Consider the following 23,036-nt stretch of genomic DNA (forward strand, 5'->3'; position numbering starts at 1 on the left):
TTGCAGGAGGCATCGCCATGGCAGACCGTTTTCTCACCACCCACGTCGGCAGCCTGCCGCGCGCCGCCGATCTGCTTGATCAAATCCTCGCTCGTGAAGAAGGCCAGACGGTTGATGAGGCCGCCCTTGCCAGCCGCATCGAACAGGCCGTGGCCTATGTGGTGGGCAAGCAGGCCGCCGCCGGCATCGACATCATTAACGATGGCGAACAGTCCAAGCCCAGCTATGCCACCTATATCAAGGATCGCCTGACCGGCTTCGGCGGCAGCGGGACCTCGTACGTGTTTCAGGACATCGAGGATTTCCCCGGTGTGAAGCAGCGCATCTTCGGCGATGAAGGCCGCAAGCACCGCAAGACGCCCGCCTGCAACGCCCTCATAACCGTGAAGGACATGGAGGCGGTGAAGCATGATGCCGCCAATCTCAACAAGGCAATTGCGGCCCATCCCGGCCGCCAAGCCTTCATGTCGGCGGCCTCGCCGGGCGTTACCGCGCTGTTTTTCCGTAATGATTTCTATGCCACCGACGAAGATTACGTGATGGCGCTGGCCGAAGGGCTGCGCCATGAATATGAGGCCATTGTCGGCGCCGGCATCATGCTGCAGGTCGATTGCCCCGATCTGGCCATGGGCCGCCACACCCAGTTCCGCGAGCTCGATCTGGGCGGTTTCCGCGACCACATGGAACTGAACATCGCGGCGCTGAACCACGCCACCCGTAACATCGCGCCGGAACAGATGCGCATGCACCTGTGCTGGGGCAACTACCCCGGCCCGCACCATTGTGACGTGCCGCTGCAGGACATCATCGATCTGATCTGGAAGGCGCGCCCACACGCCATCCAGTTTGAAGCGGCCAACCCCCGCCACGCCCATGAGTTCGCCGTGTTCGAGGCGGTGAAACTGCCCGAGGGCAAGAAGCTGATCCCCGGTGTGGTCGAGTGCCAGAGCCCCTATATCGAACACCCCGAACTCATCGCCCAGCGCATCGCGCGCTATGCCCACTTGGTCGGGCGGGACAATGTGCAGGCCGGCATCGATTGCGGCTTTTCCATCCACGCCGGATCGGGCGGAGTCGATCCGGACGTGGTGTGGGCCAAGATGAAGGCGATGAGCGAAGGCGCTGAAATCGCTACGAAGATGTTCTGGGGCTGAGTAAAGGCGGCCTCCGGCGTGCAGGGACTCAGTCCCTGCACGCGTTGGTTTTCAGGCGGCCCTCAGCCACCCATTTCCGCACGGACGATAGCGGCACCGGCGACCATGGCCTGCATCTTCCCGAATGCGGTTTCGCGCGGGAGATACTTCATGCCGCAATCGGGGGCGACAATCACCTTTGTCGGGTCCACGTGCGGCAGCGCGCGGCGGATGCGAGCGGCGACGGTTTCGGCAGATTCCACTTCCGGATCAGACAGATCGATCACGCCCAGGATGATGGTCTTGCCAGCCAGATTGGTGAGAATGCTGGTATCGAGATTTGATTGTGCCGTTTCCAGGCTGATGCCGTTCACGGTTGACCCGGCCAGCTCGGGCAGGAAGTTGTAGCCTGCCGGCCGCTCGTGGATGATGGCGGCATAGCCGAAGCAGATGTGCAATGCCGTCTCGCCTTTGATGCCGTCCAGCGCAGCATTCACCGCCTCCAGGCCATATTCGCGGGCCTTGTCGGGCCGAGCCTGCATGTAGGGTTCATCAATCTGCACGACGTCGGCCCCGGCGGCGAAAAGATCGCGAATCTCGGCATTTACGGCGGCTGCATAGTCCAGCGCCATCTCGCGCTCGCTGGCATAGAAGTCGTTCTGGGCCTGCTGCGCCATGGTGAACGGGCCGGGCACGGTGATCTTGATGCGGCGATCGGTGTTGGCGCGCAGGAACTGCACATCGCGCACTTCCACGGCATGGCGGCGACGGATGCGGCCGGTCACGCGCGGCACCGGGTTGGGGTGGCCCGAGCGATCCAGGGCAGAGCCGGGATTATCCAGATCAACCCCGTCCAGCGCCGTTGCGAAGCGGTTGGAATAGCTTTCGCGCCGCATCTCGCCATCGGTGATAATGTCCAGCCCGGCGCGCTCCTGGTCGCGGATAGCGATGATCGTCGCATCATCCTGGGCCTGGGCCAGATATTCAGGCGCCACCCGCCACAATTCCAACGCCCGCACCCGCGGCGGGAAACGGCCAGCCAGCTTGGCCCGGTCGATCAGCCAATCTGGCTGCGGATAGCTGCCCACCAATGACGTCGGAAACAGCATGTTGAAATCTCCCCCGTTTATGCGTGATTGGGTCCATCATAGTCGATTGCGGCAGCACCTGCACCTGACATGATGAAGCCGATCGGGCGTTCGGTTTCTTCTTGCAGGTGGGCGATCAAGCTGGCGGTGCGGGCAAGCAGGGAAATGCCCTTCAAGGCCGCCAACGGGAAGCCGACATCAAGCATGACGGCCGGGATGGCGCCGTTGACGTTGATCGGCAGGCTGCGACCAATGGCTTCGGGCAGGGCGGCCTGGATGGCATATAGCGCTTTGATATGAGCGCCTTCGATGCCGTGATCGGCCGCGAGCTTGAGCAGCAGGTTGGCGCGCGGGTCGCCTTCGCTATGTTGTGGGTGACCGAAGCCGGGGATGGCCTTCTTTTCGGCGCGCAGGGCTTTGACTTCGCCAGCGGGGTCATTGGATTCAACCACTTGCGCAAGGAAACGACCGGCGACTTCGGCTGAACCCAGTACGACGCTGCCGCAGCCGAGCAGGCCAGCGGCGACGGCGCCGTGGAAGGCTTCCGGGGCGGCGGCATAGGTCATGCGGGTGGCGACGACGGAGGGCACCAGGCCATGTTCGGCGATGGCGCACAACACGGCGTTGGCGAAGAACTTCTGCTTCTCGGTCGGCATCTGGCCGGTCACCAACAGCCAGAAATAGCTTGTGAAATCAGTGTTGCCGATGATCTCGCCCACCAGGTCGTGGCCACGCACGGTGATGCTGTGTGCGTCTGACGTGCAGATGGCGGTGAAGGGGGCGTCCTGCTTGCCGATGCGCATGGGATAAGGTCCTTGAATCTTCGAAATACGAACTTGCCTTCGATATGCGAAAAGATTAAAGACGGCAAGCGTGGTTGGTTGTTGGACACATCCTACAGCCCCCGAAATTTCTTTGATTTTGGTGCAGGGACACTGCGATGCAAACGGATGCGAAATCCCAGAACGGTACACTGCCGCTGGCCGGGGTGACGGTGCTGGAAATGGGCACCTTCATCACCGGGCCATGCGCCAGCATGCTGCTGGCCGATCTTGGCGCCCGCGTCATCAAGATCGAGCAGCCGGGAAGTGGGGATCCGTTCCGGGCTTTCAAGGGCACACTTTACAGCCCGCATTTCCAGACCTGGAACCGCAATAAGCAATCGGTCACGCTTGATACGCGTGGGGCTGATGATCTGGCGGCGTTCGATTCGCTGGTGGCGCAAGCGGACGTGTTCATCCAGAATTTCCGGCCCGGCGTCGCCAAGAAGCTGGGCGTGGATTGGGAGCGGCTGCGCGCCATCAACCCGCGCCTTGTCTATGCCAGTATCTCTGGTTTCGGTGCCACCGGCCCCGATGCCGATCGCCCGGCCTTTGATACGGTTGCTCAGGCGGCCTCCGGCTTTCTGCGCCTGTTGGTCAATCCGGTGCACCCGCGTGTCGTCGGCCCGGCCATCGGCGACATGATGACGGGCTTCTACACGGCGCAGGGCGTGCTCGCCGCGCTGCTGCAGCGGGCCACGACAGGGCAGGGTCGCCTGGTCGAAACCTCGATGTTCGAAGCCATGGCGCATTTCAATCTCGATGATTTCACCCATCTTTTTGCCGCCGATCAGGTGATGGATGCCTACAGCCGGCCCCATGTTTCCCAGTCCTATGTGTTCCAGTGCAGCGACGGCCTGTGGCTGGCCCTGCACATGAGCAGCCCACCCAAGTTTTGGGAAAACTTGGCCGAAGCCGTCGGCCAGCCCGACATGCTGCAACTGCCGGCCTTTGCGGATCGCAACGCCCGCATCGCGCATTACGAGGACGTGGTCGCCCACCTCGCCCCCATCTTCGCCAGCCGTCCGCGGGCCGAATGGCTGGCCACGCTGCGCCGCCTGGAAGTGCCGTCGGCCCCGGTGGCGACCAGCGTCGAAGTGCTGGAAGATGAACAGGCGAAGCATCTGCAACTGGAGATTTCGACGCCCGGCCCGATGGGTGAGTTCCGCACCATCCGCTCGCCGATCAGCTTTGATGGCCAGCGCAGCCTTTCCGTCACCGCCCCGCCGCTGCTGGGGCAAGACAACGACGCTATCCTCGGACGCCGCGCTGAAGCGGCCGAGTAGTTGACCCGCGTGGTGAAACCCGGCCTAACCAAGCCCATGACCGCCGAAAAGGATCCCGAGTATCTTTCGACCCTGGAACGGGGCTTGAAGGTTTTGCGCGCCTTTGATGCGACCCGGCCCGAAATGGCCTTGTCGGACGTCGCGGCCGCCACCGATCTTTCACCTGCCGTTGCAAGGCGCTGCCTCAACACCTTGGTCTCATTGGGTTATATAAGGCAGGATGGCCGCCGCTTCCTGCTCACACCCGAAGTGCTGACCTTCGGTTCGGCCTATCTTTCGTCGATGAACATCGAAACCATCGCGGTGCCGCCGCTGCAGGCGCTGGGCCAGGCCACTGGGGATTCGGTCAGCCTTGCCGTGCGTTCGGGCCGCGAAATCCTGTATGTCTGCCACATCCCGTCCAACCGGCGCATCCGCCTTGGCGCCGGGGTCGGCACGCGCTTTCCTTTGAACGCCACGTCGATGGGCAAGGTGATCCTCGCATTCCAGGGCGATGCGGCGATCGAGGCCTATCTGGCCGGTGGATCGCTGCCGCGCCTTACGGAGCGGACCATCATCGATCCCGACAGTTTCCGCGCCCGGCTGCAGTCCATCCGGGAACGCCGCTATGACAGCGCGCTTGATGAGCTGGATTACGGCATCGTCTCGGTAGCGGTGCCGCTGTTCGACGTGGCCGGGCAGGTGGTTGGCGCCATCAACTGCTCCACCAGCACCACCCGGATCAGTCAGGATGAACTGGTGCGTACACGGCTGCCGCTGCTTGCCGATGCAGCCGGCACGATTGCCAGCGAGCTGCGGCGGTTTCCGCAGTTGGCACGGTCCCTCTCTGGCAGTTGAAGCGCGAATGCAGCCGGCGGTGGCGGTCATGTGCCGGACAGTGGCCGGGTGGTGCCGGGTGGCTGCAGACCCGTGCCGGACAGGTGCCAAAATGCGGCCGGCTGGGACAGGCACCCCGATCTGAGCGTTGCAGCCGCGCCACAGCGGCCAACTGCCGCGCTGAGTTTCGTATATCGAACTTGACTTCGCATGGCGAAGGGGTAATCGCCGCAGCAGTCATCAATGTGTCATTGGCCGTTCGGGCCAGCACGAAGGGCGTCAGCGGCGGTTAAACAGCCGGGGTCGCCATTTTTGGGGAGGCAGTTTCCATGCAGATCAAGTTCGCCCGTAACGCCATGCGTCTGGCCAGTGTTTCCGTTCTCGCCCTGGCGGCGATGCCCGCCTTCGCTCAGGCGGCTGCTGCCCCGGCAGACACTGGCGAGATCATCGTCACCGCCACGCGCCGCGCCGACACGGTGCAAAACACGCCTGCCGCCATCACCGCCTTCAATGCTGCTGCCATCACCTCGGCCGGCATCGAGCGCCCGGGTGACTTCATCGGGCTGACCAGCAACGTCAACCTGGTCGAGACCCAGAACGCCGGCAACGCGTTCGTGATCATCCGCGGCATCACCCAGGCCCGCAACAGCGAGCCGTCGGTCGCCGTGATCGTGGACGGCATCCAGCAGGTGAACCCGGCGCAGTTCAACCAGGAACTGTTCGATATCGAGCAGATCGAAGTGCTGAAGGGCCCGCAGGGCGGCCTTTATGGCCGTAACGCCATCGGCGGCGCCATCATCATCAAGTCCAAGGCGCCCACCGACGAACTGTCGGGCAAGATCACCGGCGGTGTGGACAATGGCTTCGGCTATTTTGTGCGTGGCAACGTGTCGGGCCCGATCGCCGAAAACCTGAAGTTCCGCCTGTCGGGCAGCTGGTATGACACAGATGGTTTCATCCAGAACACGTTCCTGAATGAGAAGGCCGATCCGATCAAGGATCTGAATCTGCGCGGCAACCTGCTGTGGACCCCGGCCGAGGGCCTGGATGTCGATCTGCGCGTCGCTTATTCCAACCTGCAGACGCAGGCGCTGTATTTCAACATCGTCAACGATGTGAACAATACGTCCTTGCCGGTGCGCGTCAACAACCGCGGCCAGAACGACCGCGAGATGTGGAATGCGGCGCTGAAGGTGCGTTACAGCGGCGATTGGGGCAGCGTGCAGAACGTGTTCAGCTACGACCGGCTGACCGAAGTGCTGACCGGCGATGCCTTCAACTTCCTGCCGATCCGCGAATCCCTGTTCTTCCAGTTCTTCGGCTTCGATCTTAACCAGAGCCAGTATCTGGAAGTCGATGCCTGGTCGAACGAGCTGCGCTATGAATCGCCGGCCGACAAGCCGGTGCAGTTCACCGCGGGTACCTACATGGTGGGCACCAAGCGCTTCATTTCCACCGGCAACATGATCGATACCGGTGCCGGCGTGTTCCCGGTGTTCCGCACCCCGAGCACCAATGCGCTGAACCGACAGTTCAGCTTCCTGTCGGACAGCCAGGACAATTTCGCCTGGGCCGTGTTTGCCAACACCAGCTGGAAGGTGAACGAGCAGCTGCGCGTGGACGCCTCGCTGCGCTATGACCGCGACAACCGCGAGAACACCACGCTCACCCCCACCGCCTTCCTGCCCAACGTGCCCGGCTTCCCGCAGGGCCGCACCGGCGAAGTGCGTGAGCGCAGCTTCCAGAGCTGGCAGCCCAAGGTGACCATCACCTACAAGCCGGTGGACAATGTCACGCTTTATGGTGGCTGGAGCCGCGGTTTCCGTTCGGGTGGTTTCAACCAGACCGGTGTGGGCGGTGTTGCCGCCAGCAACGGCATCGTTGGCGTGAACGACGTGTTCAACGCCGAAGTGGCCGAAACCTTCGAAGCCGGCCTGAAGACGCAGACCAGCGACAAGCTGCTCACCTTCAACGCTGCCGCCTTCACCACGCGCACGGAAAACAGCTATTTCTTCGTGTTCCTGGCGGCGAACTCCACCCAGAACCTGGGCAACGTGCCGCTGGCGCAGATCAAGGGCTTCGAAGCCGATCTGACCCTGCGCCCGACCAAGGGGCTCGATATCAATTTCGGCCTTGGCTACACCGACAGCGAGATCAAGCGCTTTTCCGACGCCCGCCGCATCGGCAATGAACTGCCGCTGATCAGCCGTTACACGCTCAACGCCGGCATCAACTATGTCACGCCGATCAGCGATGATCTCGATCTCAACGCCCGCGTTGATTATCGCCGCACCGGCCGCACGTGGTGGGATGTCGAAAACTCCACCTCGCGCAACCCGGTGAACATCGTTGATGCGCGCCTGGGGGTGTCGAACAAGCGCTGGAGCGTCACGGCGTTCAGCCAGAATTTGTTCAACGAAATCTACAACGCCGAATTCTCGCCGGGTGGTTTCGTGTTCAAGGCCCGTCCGCGCCGCTATGGCGTTGAAGCCAGCTTCAACTTCTGATCTGAAAGGCGCTCACATGGCTCGCGTTCTCGTTCTCTATTACTCCTCATGGGGTCATGTCGAAACCATGGCGAATGCCGTGGCCGAGGGCGCAGCCAGTGTGAACGGCGTCGAAGCCGTGGTGAAGCGGGTGCCGGAACTGGTGGCCGCCGATACCGCCGCGGCCTTTTACTACAAGACCGAGCAGGGCGCCCCGATTGCCGATCCGAACGAGCTGGCCGATTATGATGCGATCGTCATCGGCACGCCCACCCGGTTCGGCAACATGGCGGCCCAGATGCGCAACTTCCTCGATCAGACCGGCGGCCTGTGGGCCAAGGGTGCGCTGATCGGCAAGCTGGGCGGCGCGTTTGTCTCCACCGCCAGCCAGCACGGCGGCCAGGAAACCACGCTGACCAGCATCCACACCACGCTTCTGCATCACGGCATGATCATCGTGGGCCTGCCCTACAGCTTTGCCGGCAACACCATCATGACTGAAATCAGCGGCGGCACGCCGTATGGCGCGTCCACGCTGGCCGCCGGTGATGGCAGCCGCCAGCCGTCGGCCAACGAGCTGGACGGCGCGCGTTTCCAGGGCAAGCACACCGCCGAGATTGCCCAAAAACTCTTTGGCTGAGCTGTTTGGTTGATTATCCTTTCGGGGAGAAGGAGAGCATCATGACCATGACCCGTCGTCCAAACCGCCTGCACCACACCGCCTATGTGACCAAGGATCTGGAAGCCACGCGCGCTTTCTATGAAGACGTGATCGGCCTGCCGATGATTGCCACCTGGACGGAAGCCGACGAACTGTTCGGCAAGATGCGCACCTATTGCCATGTGTTCTTCGAACTTGCCGATGGTTCGGCGCTGGCCTTCTTCCAGTTTGCCGATGCTGATGATCAGGCCGAATTCGGGCCGGAAATCCCGTCCAGCCCGTTCATCCACATCGCCCTGCATGTGGACAAGGCAACCCAGGACGAGATCGCCGCGCGCGTTGCCGCCGCTGGCATCACCGAGCCGCAGACCTATGTGCTGGAACATGGCTATTGCCGCTCGCTCTATGTGACCGATCCCAACGGCATGATCGTGGAATTCACCCATGATCTGGCCGAAGCTCTGGATCCGGCGCTGGACGCGACCCGCCGCGCCAACGCGCGTGCCGAACTGAAGCGCTGGCTGGCCGGCGATCACACCAACAACAACAATTTCCGTCGCGAAGCGGCGTGACCGGCTTGGCGCTGTCCGCTCGGGTGGATGGCGCCTTCGCCGCCGGGAGGGTCCATCGCGTTGCGGTGCCCGGCGGCGAGATTGTGGCAGAGGTGGCAGGGCAGGGGCCTGCTGTCCTCTTGCTGCATGGCTGGACGCTGGACCGGCGGCAGTGGTGCGGGCAGGCGCCGCTGGCCGACCGGTTCACGCTGGTGGCGGTGGATCGGCGCGGCTTTGGCGAATCCAGCGCGCCGGCCGACCTGGCCGAAGAGCCTGCCGATGTGGCGCGTGTGGCCGCGGCGCTGGGCATATCCCGTTATCATCTCGTTGGCCTGAGCCAGGGTGGCAAGGTGGCCCTGGCGCATGCAGCGACGCAGCCGGCCGGCTTGGAGCGGCTTGTGGTGATTGGTGCGCCTATCGATGCCGAATTGGCCGTGCCGCATGAAACCGTGCCAGCCGCCGAGATGGCCGCGCTGGCCCGCGCCGGCAAGCTGGCCGAGATGCGCCAGTTGTGGCTGGCCCACCAGCTCACCGCTGGTCGCCCGGAAGTGCGCGCGGCGATGGCGGCGATGCTGTTGGGCTACGATGGCCGCGATCTTGTGACCCCGGGGCGGCCGTTGACGGTGACGCCGGGCGATGTGAAGCGCATCGCCGTGCGAGCAACCGCGCTGGCTGGGGAAGACGACACGCCGTGGCGGCGCGCGGTGGTCGCTGCGCTGGGGCAGGCCGGGCTGGCCACCGGCTTCATTCGTGGTGGTGGCCATCTGGCGCCGCTGGATGCGGCGGCCGAGACCAACCAAGCCATCATCGCCGCACTGGCCTGAGCCTGCCACAGTCGCAGGTTGACGCCGGCAACGCTTCGCGGTGCAGTGCATCATGGGCAAACTTTCCGGCATCCGCGTCATTGATCTTAGCATGTTCCTGCCCGGCCCGATGCTGACCGTGATGATGGCCGATCAGGGGGCAGACGTGATCAAGGTCGAGCCCGCCGCCGGTGATCCGGCGCGCACGCAGGGGCCTTTCGAAGACGGCCACAGCATCTGGTTCGCCAACCTCAATCGCGGCAAGGCGAGCGTGGTGCTCGATCTGAAGAGCGAGGCGGGCAAGGCGGCGCTGGCTGATCTGATCCGCGGTGCCGATGTGTTCGTGGAAGGCTTCCGCCCCGGCGTGATGGCACGGCTCGGCTTTGGCTGGGACGACGTGAGGGCGCTCAATCCGCGCATCGTCTATTGTTCCATCTCCGCCTTTGGCCAGCATGGCGCGCTGGCCCACCATCCGGCGCACGACATGACGGTGCAGGCGCTGGCCGGCTTCCTGAGCGTGAATGATGGCCCCGATGGCACGCCAGCGGTGCCCGGCGTACCGGCGGCGGACGTGGCGGCAGGGCTCACCGGGCTGGCCGCCGTGCTGATGGCACTGATCGGCCGCGAGAAGACTGGGCAGGGCGATTACATCGATATCGCCATGTTCGACAGCCTGTTGCCGTGGGGCGCCCATATCGCTGGCAGCGCGCTGACGGGCGGGCCAAGCCCGCGCTCGGACAATCAGCGCTCGCTGGGCGGTGCGGCGTTCTACAATGTCTATGACACCGAAGATGGCCGCCACGTCGTGCTGGGCGGGCGCGAGATCAAGTTTGCCCGCGCGCTGCTCACCGCGCTGGGCCGGCCCGATCTGATCGCGCTGGCCGAAGCCGAGGCCGGCGAGGCCCAAGCCCCCCTCATCGCCTTCCTGCGCGACACCTTCCGCACTCGCAGCCGTGATGAATGGGATGCCTTCATGGCCGATCTGGATGTCGCTTACGCTCCGGTGCTGGATTTCGCCGAAGCCTTCGCCCAACCTCACATCGCCGAACGCGGGCTATTGTGCGGCGTCCACATCTCGCCGGCCATCCGCTTCGCCGGGGAGACTTACACGCCCGGCCCGGTGCCGCCCTTGCAAGGAGACGCGCCATGAGCCTGCGCCTGGAACATGATGGCCCCATTGCTCGCCTGCTGATTGACCGGGCGGACAAGCGCAACGCCTTCACGCTGGCCATGTGGCACCTGCTGCCTCGCCTGCTGGCAGAGGCGGCGGCGCTGCCTGATCTGCGCCTGCTGCTGGTGCAGGCGGCGCATCCCGGCGGGGCGTTCTGCGCTGGGGCCGATATTCCTGAGCTGCTCGCCAACAAGGACGATGCCGAATGGCTGGCCGCCAACCAGGCCGCGATCAACAAGGCGCAGCATGATCTGACGCGCTTTCCGTTGCCCACCATCGCCTGGGTGGAAGGCGATGCCGTGGGCGGCGGCTGCGGCCTGGCACTGGCCTGCGATCTGCGCATCGCCACACTATCGGCGCGTTTTGGCATCACGCCGTCGAAACTGGGCATCGTCTATCCGCTGCACGATGTGAAATTGCTGATCGATCTGGTCGGGCCGGGGCAGGCCAAGCGCATGCTGTTTTCCGGGCAGTTGCTGGATGCCGATGAAGCCCACCGCATCGGGCTGGTGGAGCTGCTGGCCGGCGGGCCATCCTGCATCAAGGATGCCATCGTCGCCGCCTCCCGCCATTCGACCAAGGCGGCCAAGGGCTTTGTGCGCCGCGTGCTGGATGGGCAGACGGCGGACGATGCCGAAACGCTGGCGATCTTTGCCGCTGCATTTGCGGGCCAGGATTTCGCCGAAGGCGCCGCCGCCTTCGTTGAGCGGCGCAAGCCGCAGTTCATTGCTTGAGAACCGGGGCCTGATCCATGCGCGCTGCCGTCTGTTCCACCCTGTCGCCCGATCTGTCGGGCCTCGCGCTCCACGATGATTGGCCGGAACCGCATGCACCCGGCCCGGGCGAAGTGCTGGTGGCCATCAGCCATGCCAGCCTCAACTTCCCCGACTATCTGATGCTGCAAGGCGGCTACCAGTTCAAACCGGAACTGCCGTTCATCCCCGGCACCGAAGGCAGCGGCACCGTGATTGCCGGCGGGCAAGGGGCGGAGGCGCTGCTGGGCCAGGCGGTAATGCTCGGCGCGCGCAGCGGCCTGATGGCGGAGCGGATCACCTTGCCAGCGCGTGGGTTGCGCCCGGTTCCGCAAGGCCTGACCATGGCCGAAGCCGCTGCCTTTACCGTGGGCGCGCTCACGGCCTGGGTGGGGCTGGTGGAACGCGGGCGGCTGCAACCCGGAGAGCGCGTGCTGGTGACCGGCGCCGGCGGCGGCATGGGACGGGCGGCGGTGCAATTGGCGGTGCATCTTGGCGCCCACGTGGTGGCGGTCGCGTCCTCCGAAGCGCGTCTGCAACTGGCGCGCGAGGCTGGGGCGCAGGAGGCGTATCTGGTGGACCGCGAACACCCGCAGATCCCGGTGAAGGATATTGATCTGGTGTTCGATCCGGTCGCCGGGCCGCTGGTGATGCCGTTGGTGAAGTGCCTGCGTCGCGGTGGTCGTTATGCGATCATCGGCTTTGTCGGCGGGCGCGGGGAAAGCGTGCCCTTGAACCGCCTGCTGCTGAAGGAAATCGCCCTGATCGGCGTGCGCGCCGGTGAACAGGGCCGGCAGGACCCGGCGGCCGGGGTGCGGCATATTCAGGAGATTGATGCGCGGGCGGTGCATATGCGGCCGCACATCGGGCTGGAATTGCCGCTGGCCGGCGTGCGCGAGGCGTTTGCGGCGATGGGGGAAGGGCGGATCGAGGGGAAGTGCGTGATCCGCGTCAGTTGAACGCTGCTCGCGTCGCCTCATCCGCCGGAAACAGCAACTCCAGCCGCAGATCGCGCACCGTTACATCCTCGCTGGTGCCGCATTGCGCCACTACCGACAGGAAGCTCATCAACCCCGCCGGCCCGCGAAACACCACCGGCAGCACCGGTGATCGGGTGCGCGCGGCGCGATAGGGGTGCTTCGCCGCCGCCGCGCGGGTGACGGCGATCAGATCGGCCAGCACTGGATCATCGCCGGCCAGGCTCTGCTCGAGCGCAAGCCGCTCCAGGCTTTCGTGCAGAACCTCCGGCAGATTGGCGATCAATTCGGGCGCCCGCGGGTGACAGGCGGTGAGGCGGAAGACGTTGGGCGGCCCGTGCCACCCTTCCAGCAAGGGGCTGAGCATGGCGGCGGCGGACGTGCTGGCTTCCAGCACATTCCAGTGCCGATCACATAGCAGCGCCGGGAACGGCGCGTGGTTCTCCATCATCTGCGAAAGGATCGCCCGGAATGGCGCAATCGCCTCCGACGCCAGCGGTGAGGCGGGATAGGCCGAGGCAAACCCGGCCGCACCCAACAGATGATTGCGCGCCGACAAAGGCAGCGCCAGCGCTTCGGCCAGGGTCAACACCATCTCCCGGCTCGGCATCGCCCGCCCGGATTCCAGGAAGCTCAAGTGCCGTGCACTCACCCCGGCATCGAGCGACAACATCAACTGGCTCACCCGCCGCCCCGCGCGCGCCGCCTTCAACGCGGTGCCAAACGGGCCGGGATCGTGGATGTCTGCGCGCGTTGCCATCGAGGCATGATGGCAGGTTGGCGCAGGCGTGCAATGATGTGGAAGGTAAGGGTAGGGATGATCTGGCGCCTTGACGTCCTTTTCTCGTCCCATGCGCCGTTCATTCTGCGCCTAAGGGCGCAGCGCCAGCTTCTGCAGTCGCCAGTTGAGCAGTTCGGCGACGTAGAGTTCATTCTCTGACGGGCAGGCGATCTCGTGAATCCAGCCGAACTGTTTGATCTGTTTGCCCGATCCGCCGAGCCAGCCCAGCACCTTGCCATCGAGCGACAGCTTGTAGATGCGCCCGGGCCATGCATCGGCGACATACAGAACCTGCTTGCCGGCCTTGTCGCGCGGGGTGATGCACAGGGCCCAGGGTGCGCCGGGCATCATCGTCTTGGTTCCTGCGGCGTCTGGGCCGGCGGGGGGCACGACCGGGCGGTTGCCGATTGCCACTGGGGCATCCGCGGGGGAGGGGACGTTGATCTGGATGATCCGCAGCAGGGTGCCGGCGGTATCGAACACCTGGATGCGCCGGTTGCCGCGATCGGCGACATAGACTTCGTCTCGCGCATCGACGGCAATCGAATGCAGCGTGTTGAACTGGCCGGGTGCGCTGCCAAAGCTGCCCCAGCTTCCCAGCCAGCGGCCATCGGGCGCCACCTTGGCGACGCGGGAATTGATATAGCCGTCGCTGATGTAGGTGTTGCCCTGGCTGTCCCATGCCATGTCGGTCACTTCGCGGAATTGGCCGTCAACAGCGGGCAGCGGCGGCTTGGGGTGTTCCAGGGGCCGCGCGTTTTCATCGCTGGCTTCGGGTTTGCGGCCGAAGACCATGGCGACGCGTCCGCTGGGCGCGAATTTCACCACCATGTTCGATCCCTTGTCGGCCACCCAGATGTTGCCGCCGGCATCAACGCGCGTCGCATGGGCGTATGACCAGGCGTAGAGATTGTGCCCGATTTCGCGCACATAACGCCCATTGGCATCGAATTCGAGCAGCTGAGCAGCGGCCGCGGCATAGGCCGGGCCCTGGGTGTTGCCGCGCTGGAAGACGTAAACCTGGCCCGCCTTGCCGAGCGCGACGCCGGCAACTTCGCCCATGTGCAGATCGGCCGGGGGTTTCAGGAAATCAACCGCGTCGAAGCGGATTTCGGGAACCTCCTGAGCCGCGCTGGCCCCCGCGCTCACCCCCGCGCTCACCGATGCCAGCAGTGCAGCACAAAGACCAATCGCTCGCAGCATGATGCGTCTCCCCCTTGAAGCCCGGTCTGATCCAAGGGCGTTCAGCCCCTACCCGTCCGGTAATTGCGGCACTCATCCTATGAGCGCAGCCTTGATCCATCAACAGCCAAGGGAGACCCGGCAATGACAAACGCTTTCTGGGAGAATTGCCTGCACACCTGGGTGTGGATGGTGATTGGGTTCGGGTGTTTGTTTTCCGCGGCGGGGGTGCCGGGGCTCGATGCGGGGGCGGGGCTGTTCTATTGGGTGGTGAGCGGTGGCGTGGTGGATGCATCTCACTTTGATGCGCCGGGGATGCGGATTTCGGTGAGTTTGGTGGGCGCGGTGATGCTGGGCTGGGGCTGTGCGATGCTGGCCGTGTATCGCGCGTGCGGGGCCGATGTGGCCGTCTGGCGCGGGCTGAGCCGGGCGTTGTTGATCTGGTTTGTGGTGGATAGCGTGCTGTCGGTGGCGACGGGGTTTCCACTCAATGCGGTGAGTAATGCGGTGTTCGTGGCGCTGTTCATGGGGCCGGCGGTGAAGCTGGGGTTCTTCAGCCGGGGAACGGCGTCCAGATCACCTGCCTGATATCGGTGCCGCCCAGCGCCAGCAAGGCGAGGCGGTCGAAGCCGAGCGCCACGCCGCTGGCCGGCGGCATGTGGGCAAGGGCGGCGATGAAGTCTTCATCGATGGGGTAGCGGCGGCCGTAGAGGCGCTGTTTCTCGTCCATGTCGGCCACGAAGCGGCGGCGTTGCTCGGCCGCATCGGTGAGTTCGCCGAAGCCGTTGGCCAGTTCGACGCCGCAAGCATAGGCTTCGAACCGTTCGGCCCAGCGTGGATCGGTGGGGCAGGGGCGGGCGAGCGCGGCTTCGCAGACCGGATAGTGGGTGAGGAAGCTGAGGCGGCCTTCGCCCAGTTTCGGTTCGATGGTCACGATGACCTTGCTGAACAGGTCGCTCCACATGTCGTCGGCGCGCACGTCGAGGCCGATGCGGGCGACTTCAGCGGCCAGTGCGTCGCGGTTGTCGAGGCAGGCAGCGAGATCGATGCCGGCGTAGCGCGCGAAAGCTTGTTCGCAACTGAGCATTTCCGGTTCGGCCATGGCATCGCAGGTGCGGCCGCGCCATGAAAGCAGACCGTTGCCGGCAACCTGCGCGGTGCGGGCCAGGGCCAGCGTGTCGGCGATCACGACGGTCCAGTCGGCGTGGGCGCGATACCATTCCACCATGGTGAATTCGGGCGCGTGCAGCGGGCCCTGTTCGCCATTGCGCCAGACGCGGGCGAAATCGACGATCTTCGTTTCGCCGGCGGCCAGCAGTTTCTTGGCAGCGAATTCCGGGCTGGTGTGCAGATACAGTGTCTGTTCCGCACCGCCTTCTGGCCGCCATGTGACAGGGAAGCCGTGCAAATGTGTCTCGTTGCCGGGCGAGACTTGAACGGCGCCGCATTCGACTTCGGTGAAGCCTTCGCCAGTGAACCAGCCACGCAGCGCCGCCTTGATGCGGCCCCGGCCCAGCAGGAAGGGGCGGCGGTCGGCGTGGATATCGGTATGCCAGAAGGGGCGCGGTTCCATGTTTTTCCTTGAACAAAGCCGGCGGCATGCCCTAACGGCGTGCAGCATTGTAAGCATCAGGTTTTTTGGCGCGATGGCGCACAGGGGATATCATGGTCAAGGAAATCGCGAGCAATTTCCGCAAGGGTCAGGTCATCGAGCATGAGGATGGCCATCTCTATGTCGTGCTGAAGGCCGAAACCTTCCGCCCCGGCAAGGGCACGCCCACCACCACCATCGACATGCGCCGCATCACCGATGGCGTGAAGACGGTGATCACGGTGAAAACCACGGATACCCTGGAAAAGGCGTTCGTGGAGGAAGTGCCGCACAATTATCTCTACAAAGATGGTGACGAGTATATCTTCATCAACATCGAGACATACGACCAGATCAGCCTGACCGAGGCGATGATCGGCGACGGCATCGGATTTTTGCAGGAAAATGCCGAGTGCAAGATCCTGATGTTCGACGGCAAGGCCATCACCATCACCCTGCCAACCCGCGTGACGATGGCCATCCTTTCGACCGAACCGGTGGTGAAGGGGCAGACCGCATCGTCCAGCTACAAGCCTGCGATCGTGGAATCCGGCGCCCGCGTGATGGTGCCGCCTCACATCGAAGCCGGCACCCGCATCGTGATCAACACTGACGACAGCAGCTATGTGGAACGCGCCAAGGATTGATCCGGCGTTTCCCATCGGGGCGTGAAGGGGCTGGCCGCAGGGCCAGCCCTTTTTTCGTTTTGGCTTAGCGATTTTTTCGATTGCAGCGCGAGAGACAATCAATTTCTTGATTTGAACGCTGGGGCCTATGGACGGTGGAGTTGGGGTAACCCCGGATTGCAAGAGAGGGATAACACGCCGATGTCACGTTCATTCGCATCGATCGTCGCACTGGCCATTGCCGGCCTGAGCGCCGGCAGCGCCACTGCCATGGAATCCAGCATGAGCGGCAACACCACGCCGCAATTCTGGTGGCCGGAGCTCGTCGATCTCTCCCCGCTGCGTGGGCAGGCGCCGCAATCCAATCCCTACGGCCCGGATTTCGATTATGCGGCCCAATTTTCCAAGCTCGATCTGAAGGCGGTGAAGGCCGATATCGCCAAGGTGCTGACCACCACCCAACCCTGGTGGCCGGCTGACTATGGCAATTACGGCCCGTTCTTCATCCGCATGGCCTGGCACAGCGCCGGCACCTATCGCATCGCCGATGGCCGCGGCGGCGCCGGTGGTGGCCAGCAGCGCTTTGAACCGCTGAACTCGTGGCCGGACAACGGCAACCTCGACAAGGCCCGCCGCCTGCTGTGGCCGGTGAAGGCCAAATATGGCCGCGCGCTGAGCTGGGCCGATCTGATGGTGCTGGCCGGCAACGTGAGCCTTGAAACCATGGGCTTCAAGCCGTTCGGTTTTGCCGGTGGCCGCACCGATGATTGGGAGGCCGACAAGGTTTATTGGGGCCCGGAAAACAAGATGCTGGACGACAAGCGTTACAGCGCTGGCCGCAAGCTGGCGGGTCCGCTGGGCGCCGTGCAGATGGGTCTGATCTATGTGAACCCGGAAGGCCCCAACGGCGTGCCTGATCCGCAGCTGGCCGCCAACGACATCCGCGAAACCTTTGGCCGCATGGCGATGAACGACGAGGAAACCGCCGCGCTGATCGCCGGTGGCCACACGTTCGGCAAGGCGCACGGTGCCGGCAGCGCCACCAACGTGGGCAAGGAACCGGCCGCTGAAGCCCTTGAAAAGCAGGGCTTTGGCTGGGAAAACAAGATGGGCACCGGCAAGGGCGCCGATACCATCACGTCCGGCCTGGAAGGCGCGTGGACCTCGGCACCGACCCAGTGGACGATGCAGTATCTGGAAAACCTGTATCGTTTCGAATGGGTGCAGACCAAGAGCCCGGCCGGCGCCATCCAGTGGGAACCCAAGGACGCCAAGGACCAGAAGTTCGTGCCCGATGCCCACCGTGACGGCGTGTTCCACGCGCCGATCATGTTCACGACGGACTTGGCGCTGCGCACCGATCCTTCCTACAAGAAGATCACGCAGAACTGGTTGAAGAACCCCAAGGCGTTCGAAGATGCCTTTGCCCGCGCCTGGTTCAAGCTGACCCACCGCGACATGGGCCCGCGCGCCCGTTACATCGGCCCGGATGCGCCCAAGGAAGTGCTGAGCTGGCAGGATCCGGTGCCGGCGGTTGATCACCCGCTGGTGAACGATGCCGACGTGGCGACGCTGAAGGCGAACGTTCTGGCCAGCGGCCTGACCGTGCCGGAACTCGTCCGCACCGCCTGGGCGGCGGCGGCCTCCTATCGCGGCACCGATGGCCGTGGTGGTGTGAACGGCGGCCGGCTGCGGCTCGCCCCGCAGAAGGATTGGGCGATCAACAACCCGGCCGAACTGGCCAAGGTGCTGCCGGTTCTGAGCAAGGTGCAGGCCGATTTCAACAAGGTCGGTGCCCGCAAGATCAGCATGGCCGATCTGATCGTGCTGGCCGGCAATGCGGCGGTGGAAAAGGCCGCGGCTGATGCTGGCGTTGCGATCACGCTGAACTTCACGCCGGGCCGCACCGATGCGTCACAGGCGCAGACCGACGTGGCCAGCTTTGCCGCGCTGGAGCCCAAGGCCGATGGTTTCCGCAATTACTGGACGGCGGACAGCTTCTACAACCCGACGCAGGGCCTGATCGATCGTGCCAACCTGTTGGGCGTGACCGTGCCGGAAATGACGGTGCTGGTGGGCGGTCTGCGCGTGCTGGATGCCAACGCCGGCGCCAGCAAGGTGGGCGTGTTCACCGCCAAGCCGGGCGTGCTGACCAATGATTGGTTCGTCGGCCTGCTCGGCATGGAAACCAAGTGGCAGAAGTCCGCCACCGAAGGCCTGTACGACGGTGTTGACCGCACCACGGGCGCCAAGAAGTGGACGGCAAGCCCGGTGGATCTGCTGTTCGGCAGCCATTCGGAACTGCGTGCGGTGGCCGAAGTCTATGGCGCTGCCGATGGCCACAAGCAGATGGTCAGCGATTTTGCCAAGGCGTGGACCAAGGTGATGAACCGCGATCGCGCCGGCAAGTAAGGCTAGAGCCGGCCCTGCAAGGGTTGGATCGGAGCGGCGCTTCTCCCCCGAGAAGCGCCGCTTTTTCTTTGTTCAGGCGCGGCCCGAATAGAGCAGGTGGCCGGGGCCGAGCCGTTCGAGCACCAGTTCGACGTCGCTTTGGCTGAAGGCAAAACAGCCTTCGCTTCGGCCAAGCTTGCCGGTCTGCTTCAGCACCTGCGGCTCGCAATACCAGGCACCGTGGATCACGATGGCGCGGCTTTCCGCTGTGCTGTTTTCCGGTTCCAGCCCGATCAGCCGGCGCGAACGGCCATGCTGGCTTGACGAATGGCTCCGGATGAGGCGGCGGCGGTGTTGGGTGTTGGAAGGCCGTTCTCAACTCGCTGGAGGAAGACGCCTACGTTCATGGACTGGGGTGAACAAGTCAGCCCCTCAGTTTCTAACTTGCCCTGCCGGCAAACGGTCGCAATTGAAGGGAGCACGTCATGACCGTGATGGAGTAGCCCGCGAATGATCGGCGCTTTGCTGCTTGCAATTACAGTTGTTCCTGCCGGCGAAGAGTTCACTTGCATCCCTACGCGTGTTTGGGACGGCGATGGACCTGTATGGTGTGCAGAGGGCCCCCGTATTCGGCTGGCCGGCAACCTTCAGATTGGCTTCCCCGCCTATCTGCGGGCCGATGTGGGCTTCGCACAGCCTAACGCCTTCACCAAGATCACCGGTATCAAACCCTGATGAGGCCGGGGTGGGCGCTGTCGTTGCGGCGTAAGCAATCTTGAAAAGCGGCCGGAGTGAAGATCACCCCGGCCATTTTCTCCGACCACGGCCGGATCAGCGCTTCATCATTTCCAGATATAGCCCCTTGCTGCCAAGGGTGCGATATTCGGTGCGCGAACCACTTTCCTCCATCATCTTGGCGATGGTGGCGTTCATCGCGGCACGGTTGGCGGCGTTGCGCTTGTCCTGCTCTTCCGGCCGCAGCAGGCGATCATACACGGTGATCAGCACATAGGTGGCCTCACCGGCGCGCGGATACATGTTCCGCAGGATGTGATAGCCCTTGATGTCGCCGCTGGCCTTGAGCAGTTCCATCTGGCGCACCCATACATCCGCAATGTGCTTGGCATATTTCAGGTCGCCACCATCCTTGACCATGATCTGGGATGTCTCCCAGTAATTACCGCCCTTGAGCGGCCATTCCTGAGCCATTGCCGGCATGGCAAACATTAGCGCGGCCGAAGCGGCCACGGTCATTGACTTGATCATCTAATATTCCCCAATCCAAGCTGTACAAACATCGGGCAGCATAAACGAACCATGCAATCAGACAAACAGCTGCAGCAGCCAGGTGAATTGAATTGTGTGCCGCAACCACTTGAATCAAATTATGGCTCTCAGCCACTACGCGCACAACCATTATCCAAAAGCATTTAAATATTTATCTGTTTCGTTATCAATGACTTGGAAGCAATACTCAGGCTGACACCGGCTGCGATCAGTCCTGTTGCAAGCGCCCGATGACCTTATACCCGCGACCCAGCAAAGCCTGACCCAGCCCAGCCTCAAGTCGGCCGCCGGCGCCGGGGAGGTAGTATATGGAGCGGGTCAGGCGGGGTGAGCCTGTCGGGAACTGATCGAGGCACTATCATCACCGTTGCGCCTGAAACATCACCATCCAACGAGCAGATCAATATGTACGAAGGAAGCGCGGGTCCCGTATCTTGGAAAGGGGGGGGCCGGGGTGAGGTCTGGATGAGCAGCAATCTTGGAGGGGGTGGGGGTGCGTGTTCTTGCCGCTCCACATGCGCCCTAGGCCGGTTTCAAAGATGGGTAGAAGGGTGGGTACTACCCACGCCATTCTTTTAAGGATTTGAAAACATTGAATATATGGCGGCGCTGTCAGTCCAACTGCGAATCGTCTCCGGTAGCCGCAGCGTGCTGCAATCCGCCCTGCGTCCAACTCATGACTGCGCGCCACTCTGCAAGGGCTGAGGCGCATTGGGTTTTGTAGATCTGTCGAATGATGAGACGGCGTTCCGGGTTGAAGTGCCGGATTTCCGGCTGCTTTGGCAAGCTCGAATCCCCAGCTGGGCCGTGCCACACTGGCCTGACAATCCCGATTGAAGACGGGCCAGATTGCGTAGAAACCGGCTATTTGCTGTCAGGCTTCTCCTGTAGGATGGCCGGGTCGTCAAAGGGGGGGGCAATGACCAACATCAAGCTTGTTCAGCCTGAGGAAGCGCAGAGCGCGGCCGAACAGACGCGTGTTCAGGGCCTGCCTGTTGGGGCATTGGCGGGTATCACGGTCGCAGCCTTGGCGCTCGATGCGTGCGGCGGCTCATCATCCGGCGGCTCGACGTCATCCGCCCCGCCAGCAACAGCTGCGCCTGTGCTCCGCACCACTGCTCTGTCGGCATCGCGGTTTCTGGCGCAGGCGTCGATGGGTGCAACAGCCGATTCGATCGCGCGGGTGCGAACACTCGGCTTCGACGACTGGATTACCGAACAGTTCAACCAACCGCGCTCCCAGACACGCTGGGACTGGCTTGTCGCCAATGGCTTCAACGTCGCTGGCAACGTCAACAATGAATTCGGTTTCGACCCTGCGACATGGAGCCAGCTGATCACCGCACCCGACCAGCTTCGGCAGCGCGTCGGGATGGCGTTGCTTGATTTTCTGGTGGTCGGCATCAGCGGTCTGCCCGGCAATTTTCGGCAATTCTCGATGGCTGCCTATGTCGATGTCCTCATGGACAATGCCTTTGGCAATTACCGCACCCTGCTCGATCAGATCAGCACCAGTGCCGCAATGGGTTCGTATTTGACCTTTCTCGGCAACCGCAGGGCCAACGCGACAACGGGCGCCCTGCCGGATGAGAATTACGCGCGCGAACTGATGCAATTGTTTACCATCGGACTGCAGGAGCTCAATGCCGATGGCAGCCCAAGGCTCAATGCCGGCGCACCGATCGAGACCTATACACCGGACGATGTCAGCGGCATGGCGCGGGTCTGGACCGGTTGGAACCTCGATTCAACCGACAACAGCACGCCCGATCGCTATCGCCGGCCGATGGTCAATACGGCCGGCCAGCATGAAACCGGGGTGAAGACCTTTCTTGGCAGGTCGATCCCGGCCAACACCAATGGCCCAGACAGCAAGAACATGGCGCTCGATACGCTGTTTGCCCACGCCAATATCGCGCCCTTCGTATCGAAGCAGCTCATTCAACGCCTGGTGACGAGCAATCCGTCGCCAGCCTATGTCGGCCGCGTTGCCGCCGCCTTTGTCAACAATGGCAGCGGCGTTCGCGGCGATATGAGGGCGATCATCCGGGCGATCCTGACCGACAGCGAGGCGCGCAACGACGTTGCAGGCGCTTCGACATCGTTTGGCAAGGTTCGAGATCCGGTGTTGCGGCTGACCGGCTGGGCACGCGCGTATGGCGCCACCTCGCCAAGCAATGCCTGGGCGTTCGGCGATACCAGCGCCGTGACCCGACTGGCGCAGAGCCCCGGTCGATCGCCCAGCGTGTTTGGATTCTTCCGGCCCGGTTACACGCCGCCCAACAGCGCGATTGCGAACGCGAACCTTGTTGCGCCGGAATTGCAGCTCGCCAACGAGACGTCGGTGATCGGCTATGTCAATTACATGCAGACAGTGGTTTCCACCGGGATCGGCGATATCAGGGCGAATTACACTGATCTGATCGCCAAGGCACCGGTTTCGGCAAGCCTGATCGAAGACATCAACCTGGTCCTTGCCGCTGGCCAATTGAGTGCCGCCACCATCGCCCAGATCCAGGCCGTTGTGGACGGGATTGCGGCCGATACGCCGACAGGCCTCAACAACCGGGTCTTTATGGCGTTGCTGCTCACCCTCGCGTCGCCTGAATATCTTGTGCAGAAATGAGGGCCCG

The 23,036-nt window shown here is 63.5% G+C and carries 22 protein-coding genes; 15 read left to right on the plus strand and 7 right to left on the minus strand.

The features are described 5' to 3' along the window. The first annotated feature begins 17 nt into the window (after positions 1–17). Entirely contained in the window at positions 18–1,154 is a 1,137-nt protein-coding gene (locus G566_RS0100860; protein ID WP_040605321.1) for a cobalamin-independent methionine synthase II family protein, read from the plus strand. 62 nt (positions 1,155–1,216) lie between these two features. Here G566_RS0100860 and G566_RS0100865 read toward each other — a convergent pair whose 3' ends face one another. After that, positions 1,217–2,242, minus strand: a complete 1,026-nt coding sequence (locus G566_RS0100865) for a uroporphyrinogen decarboxylase family protein (protein WP_022678791.1) — start codon at positions 2,240–2,242, stop codon at positions 1,217–1,219. Positions 2,243–2,259: 17 nt separating this feature from the next. Next, entirely contained in the window at positions 2,260–3,024 is a 765-nt protein-coding gene (locus G566_RS0100870; protein ID WP_022678792.1) for a citryl-CoA lyase, read from the minus strand. Positions 3,025–3,161: 137 nt separating this feature from the next. Between G566_RS0100870 and G566_RS0100875 the strand changes: the two genes are divergently transcribed. From G566_RS0100875 to G566_RS0100915, 9 genes are all read left to right on the plus strand, one after another. Continuing rightward, positions 3,162–4,328 (plus strand): CaiB/BaiF CoA transferase family protein, encoded by a 1,167-nt coding sequence (locus tag G566_RS0100875; protein ID WP_022678793.1) that lies wholly within the window; start codon positions 3,162–3,164, stop codon positions 4,326–4,328. Positions 4,329–4,364: 36 nt separating this feature from the next. Then, a complete protein-coding gene (locus tag G566_RS0100880) occupies positions 4,365–5,165 on the plus strand; it encodes an IclR family transcriptional regulator (protein ID WP_040605322.1) in 801 nt (266 codons plus the stop codon). Positions 5,166–5,473: 308 nt separating this feature from the next. Then, positions 5,474–7,651, plus strand: a complete 2,178-nt coding sequence (locus G566_RS0100885) for a TonB-dependent receptor (protein ID WP_022678795.1) — start codon at positions 5,474–5,476, stop codon at positions 7,649–7,651. Between the two features lie 16 nt (positions 7,652–7,667). Next, complete coding sequence (gene wrbA, locus G566_RS0100890; protein WP_022678796.1) at positions 7,668–8,270, plus strand: NAD(P)H:quinone oxidoreductase; 603 nt, start codon at positions 7,668–7,670, stop codon at positions 8,268–8,270. A gap of 41 nt (positions 8,271–8,311) precedes the next feature. After that, positions 8,312–8,863 carry a VOC family protein gene (locus tag G566_RS0100895; protein ID WP_040605323.1) on the plus strand — a complete coding sequence of 184 codons (552 nt, stop codon included), beginning with the start codon at positions 8,312–8,314 and terminating at the stop codon, positions 8,861–8,863. A gap of 5 nt (positions 8,864–8,868) precedes the next feature. Further along, positions 8,869–9,666: an alpha/beta fold hydrolase gene (locus G566_RS14560; protein WP_169522728.1), complete on the plus strand. Its 798-nt coding sequence runs from the start codon at positions 8,869–8,871 to the stop codon at positions 9,664–9,666. A 52-nt stretch (positions 9,667–9,718) separates the two neighbouring features. Next, on the plus strand, positions 9,719–10,795 hold the full coding sequence (locus tag G566_RS0100905) for a CaiB/BaiF CoA transferase family protein (protein ID WP_029131092.1): 1,077 nt from the start codon (positions 9,719–9,721) through the stop codon (positions 10,793–10,795). After that, positions 10,792–11,550: an enoyl-CoA hydratase/isomerase family protein gene (locus tag G566_RS0100910; protein WP_022678800.1), complete on the plus strand. Its 759-nt coding sequence runs from the start codon at positions 10,792–10,794 to the stop codon at positions 11,548–11,550. Before G566_RS0100905 ends, G566_RS0100910 begins: the two co-directional genes overlap by 4 nt. Before the next feature lie 17 nt (positions 11,551–11,567). After that, a complete protein-coding gene (locus G566_RS0100915; RefSeq protein WP_022678801.1) occupies positions 11,568–12,527 on the plus strand; it encodes an NADPH:quinone oxidoreductase family protein in 960 nt (319 codons plus the stop codon). Here G566_RS0100915 and G566_RS0100920 read toward each other — a convergent pair. Then, positions 12,520–13,305 carry a helix-turn-helix domain-containing protein gene (locus G566_RS0100920; RefSeq protein ID WP_022678802.1) on the minus strand — a complete coding sequence of 262 codons (786 nt, stop codon included), beginning with the start codon at positions 13,303–13,305 and terminating at the stop codon, positions 12,520–12,522. The genes G566_RS0100915 and G566_RS0100920 overlap by 8 nt on opposite strands. Positions 13,306–13,416: 111 nt before the next feature. Beyond that, complete coding sequence (locus tag G566_RS0100925) at positions 13,417–14,529, minus strand: peptidyl-alpha-hydroxyglycine alpha-amidating lyase family protein (protein ID WP_022678803.1); 1,113 nt, start codon at positions 14,527–14,529, stop codon at positions 13,417–13,419. Positions 14,530–14,652: 123 nt separating this feature from the next. Here G566_RS0100925 and G566_RS0100930 point away from each other — a divergent pair, with 123 nt between their 5' ends. Then, a complete protein-coding gene (locus tag G566_RS0100930) occupies positions 14,653–15,096 on the plus strand; it encodes a hypothetical protein (protein WP_156874379.1) in 444 nt (147 codons plus the stop codon). Here the strand turns inward: G566_RS0100930 and epmA are convergent. After that, positions 15,062–16,081, minus strand: coding sequence for an EF-P lysine aminoacylase EpmA (epmA, locus tag G566_RS0100935; RefSeq protein ID WP_022678805.1), 1,020 nt, complete (start codon positions 16,079–16,081; stop codon positions 15,062–15,064). The genes G566_RS0100930 and epmA overlap by 35 nt on opposite strands. 92 nt (positions 16,082–16,173) lie before the next feature. Here epmA and efp point away from each other — a divergent pair, with 92 nt between their 5' ends. Together efp and katG are read left to right on the plus strand one after the other, a co-directional pair. Beyond that, a complete protein-coding gene (gene efp / locus G566_RS0100940; protein ID WP_022678806.1) occupies positions 16,174–16,746 on the plus strand; it encodes an elongation factor P in 573 nt (190 codons plus the stop codon). Positions 16,747–16,926: 180 nt separating this feature from the next. Beyond that, positions 16,927–19,137, plus strand: a complete 2,211-nt coding sequence (gene katG, locus G566_RS0100945) for a catalase/peroxidase HPI (RefSeq protein WP_022678807.1) — start codon at positions 16,927–16,929, stop codon at positions 19,135–19,137. A gap of 72 nt (positions 19,138–19,209) precedes the next feature. Here katG and G566_RS14955 read toward each other — a convergent pair whose 3' ends face one another. After that, complete coding sequence (locus tag G566_RS14955; RefSeq protein ID WP_084706711.1) at positions 19,210–19,455, minus strand: murein L,D-transpeptidase catalytic domain-containing protein; 246 nt, start codon at positions 19,453–19,455, stop codon at positions 19,210–19,212. Positions 19,456–19,626: 171 nt separating this feature from the next. Here G566_RS14955 and G566_RS14960 point away from each other — a divergent pair, with 171 nt between their 5' ends. Further along, positions 19,627–19,851, plus strand: a complete 225-nt coding sequence (locus G566_RS14960; protein WP_084706712.1) for a hypothetical protein — start codon at positions 19,627–19,629, stop codon at positions 19,849–19,851. A gap of 96 nt (positions 19,852–19,947) precedes the next feature. On the opposite strand, the gene G566_RS0100955 is transcribed toward G566_RS14960, so the two are convergent. Then, on the minus strand, positions 19,948–20,382 hold the full coding sequence (locus G566_RS0100955) for a hypothetical protein (protein ID WP_022678809.1): 435 nt from the start codon (positions 20,380–20,382) through the stop codon (positions 19,948–19,950). Between the two features lie 940 nt (positions 20,383–21,322). Here G566_RS0100955 and G566_RS0100960 point away from each other — a divergent pair. Further along, entirely contained in the window at positions 21,323–23,029 is a 1,707-nt protein-coding gene (locus G566_RS0100960) for a DUF1800 domain-containing protein (protein WP_022678810.1), read from the plus strand. Positions 23,030–23,036 lie beyond the last annotated feature (7 nt).

This window comes from Sandarakinorhabdus limnophila DSM 17366 (assembly GCF_000420765.1).
GTDB classification, from domain to species: domain Bacteria; phylum Pseudomonadota; class Alphaproteobacteria; order Sphingomonadales; family Sphingomonadaceae; genus Sandarakinorhabdus; species Sandarakinorhabdus limnophila.

Coding starts and splice junctions, on each gene's coding strand:
- G566_RS0100860 (WP_040605321.1), top strand. CDS start 18: ATGGCAGACCGTTTTCTCACCACCCACGTCGGCAGCCTGCCGCGCGCC.
- G566_RS0100865 (WP_022678791.1), bottom strand. CDS start 2,242: ATGCTGTTTCCGACGTCATTGGTGGGCAGCTATCCGCAGCCAGATTGG.
- G566_RS0100870 (WP_022678792.1), bottom strand. CDS start 3,024: ATGCGCATCGGCAAGCAGGACGCCCCCTTCACCGCCATCTGCACGTCA.
- G566_RS0100875 (WP_022678793.1), top strand. CDS start 3,162: ATGCAAACGGATGCGAAATCCCAGAACGGTACACTGCCGCTGGCCGGG.
- G566_RS0100880 (WP_040605322.1), top strand. CDS start 4,365: ATGACCGCCGAAAAGGATCCCGAGTATCTTTCGACCCTGGAACGGGGC.
- G566_RS0100885 (WP_022678795.1), top strand. CDS start 5,474: ATGCAGATCAAGTTCGCCCGTAACGCCATGCGTCTGGCCAGTGTTTCC.
- wrbA (WP_022678796.1), top strand. CDS start 7,668: ATGGCTCGCGTTCTCGTTCTCTATTACTCCTCATGGGGTCATGTCGAA.
- G566_RS0100895 (WP_040605323.1), top strand. CDS start 8,312: ATGACCATGACCCGTCGTCCAAACCGCCTGCACCACACCGCCTATGTG.
- G566_RS0100905 (WP_029131092.1), top strand. CDS start 9,719: ATGGGCAAACTTTCCGGCATCCGCGTCATTGATCTTAGCATGTTCCTG.
- G566_RS0100910 (WP_022678800.1), top strand. CDS start 10,792: ATGAGCCTGCGCCTGGAACATGATGGCCCCATTGCTCGCCTGCTGATT.
- G566_RS0100915 (WP_022678801.1), top strand. CDS start 11,568: ATGCGCGCTGCCGTCTGTTCCACCCTGTCGCCCGATCTGTCGGGCCTC.
- G566_RS0100920 (WP_022678802.1), bottom strand. CDS start 13,305: ATGGCAACGCGCGCAGACATCCACGATCCCGGCCCGTTTGGCACCGCG.
- G566_RS0100925 (WP_022678803.1), bottom strand. CDS start 14,529: ATGCTGCGAGCGATTGGTCTTTGTGCTGCACTGCTGGCATCGGTGAGC.
- G566_RS0100930 (WP_156874379.1), top strand. CDS start 14,653: ATGACAAACGCTTTCTGGGAGAATTGCCTGCACACCTGGGTGTGGATG.
- epmA (WP_022678805.1), bottom strand. CDS start 16,081: ATGGAACCGCGCCCCTTCTGGCATACCGATATCCACGCCGACCGCCGC.
- efp (WP_022678806.1), top strand. CDS start 16,174: ATGGTCAAGGAAATCGCGAGCAATTTCCGCAAGGGTCAGGTCATCGAG.
- katG (WP_022678807.1), top strand. CDS start 16,927: ATGTCACGTTCATTCGCATCGATCGTCGCACTGGCCATTGCCGGCCTG.
- G566_RS14960 (WP_084706712.1), top strand. CDS start 19,627: ATGATCGGCGCTTTGCTGCTTGCAATTACAGTTGTTCCTGCCGGCGAA.
- G566_RS0100955 (WP_022678809.1), bottom strand. CDS start 20,382: ATGATCAAGTCAATGACCGTGGCCGCTTCGGCCGCGCTAATGTTTGCC.
- G566_RS0100960 (WP_022678810.1), top strand. CDS start 21,323: ATGACCAACATCAAGCTTGTTCAGCCTGAGGAAGCGCAGAGCGCGGCC.